The organism is Flavobacterium sp. GNP011 (assembly GCF_056428925.1).
Map to the genome: position 1 here is coordinate 1 of NZ_JBWJVJ010000045.1, position 1,664 is coordinate 1,664.

A 1,664-nucleotide genomic window follows, 5' to 3' on the forward strand; every position below is an offset into this window, starting at 1 on the left:
CATTCCTTTTTGTAAATAGTCCACTTGCTACTGAACCACCTTGAATTTGATTACTTTGCGTAGCATTGTTGCTATATCCGCTCAAATTTTCGGCATTAAGTAAGTTAAATATATCTGCTCTAAATTCTAATTTACCATTTGCTGATATTTTAATTTGATGTTGTAATCCAAGATCAAAGGTAGCATTCCACGGCAGACGATCATTGTTCCTAGATTCACCTGGAAAACGATCACTATTACCTTGGTAAGCATCGCTAAATCCAGATCCATCTCCGTTTAAATCTGTTGTTGAAAATCCAAATGGAATTCTATTAATTGGCTGTCCGCTTTGCAGTAAACCCGCCAATGTTATAGTAGTACCTGTAAAAGGATAATAACTGTAGATACCATTGATATTATGAGTTCTATCATTAATAGATGGTCCCCACTCATTACCATAGTTATTTCCATCTTTAGCTCTAAAATTTATATCCTCTGTATCATTTTTTAAGGATGATAAAGTGTAATTTAAACGATAAGAATAATTATCAGTACCTCGTGCTTTTTGATAGTTTAAACTCATTGCGTAATATTTAGATTTCCCTTCTGATTCGGTCATAACGACATTTCTTGCTACGCCTGTTATTGTTTGACCATTAATTGTAGCAGAATTATTAACTATAGGTATAGGTCTTGAAGCGTCCGCTTGTTCGGGAGTTCTAACAATTACATTCGTTGGATCTATTAAATATTCAGATGCTGCGTTTAAGTTTCTCAAACGAAATAAATCTTTACCTAGATTGTGAACAAAATCCACATAAAACAATTTATCCTGATCTACCTGTAATTGATACCCTAATGAATATTGTATTGAAAACGGATTTTTAAAACCATTGGGATTTAAAATTCGTCGTTCATTACTAAAAGCACCTTCTATTTGATTTTGTAGAGAGCTGCCATTTGGTCCTTGCAAGTAAGGAACACTTGATAAATTTGCTGATACATTGCCATTAAAAGTAACAGCATCTAAATTTGTATTAGCTGGTAGAATACCTAGGTTAACAAATTGTTGTAACTGTGTGCGGTAATCTACTGACTTTGTATTTTGTTGTAGCGCATCGCTGAATATAGCATAATTTATCTTATCGTAGGCAATGCCATATCCACCGCGAACACTGCTATTATTAGTTAATTTATAATTGAAATTAAATCTTGGTGCTATATTATTTGAATCACCTTTATCACTTCCTCCCTTTGACAAATTATCGTAATCATACCTCAAACCTAAAGTTAGATTTATCTTATCGGTAACTGACCATAAATCTTCAATGTAAGTAGAATAAATATCTTGATTAGTTCCAAATGCAGCAGGTCTTAATTCAACATTATAATTTAAAACATTCACATTTGATGGAATATCATTAATAGAAAGATTACTGCCAACTCCGCTAGAGTTAAGTGTATTTATCTGATCTTGATTTAATTTAACAGTGTAATTACCGTTTGGATTTCCGCCACCAAATAATTCATGATCACCTCTTATAAAGTTAAACCCTCCTTTAAAAGTATGATTATTAATATAGTATTTAAATTTTTGTTGAAATTGTATTGTATTTTCTAACGCATTAAAAACATATCCTGGATTTCCTAATATTGCTAATGTTTCATCGTTTGTTCCTAATACT

Annotated in this window: 1 protein-coding gene; it reads right to left on the reverse strand. The window is 31.9% G+C overall.

Annotation, left to right across the window (positions count from 1 at the left end; translation table 11 throughout):
• Positions 1 to 1,664: TonB-dependent receptor domain-containing protein (locus AC061E_RS16535; RefSeq protein WP_478287239.1), on the reverse strand; the 1,664-nt coding region annotated here is incomplete at both ends.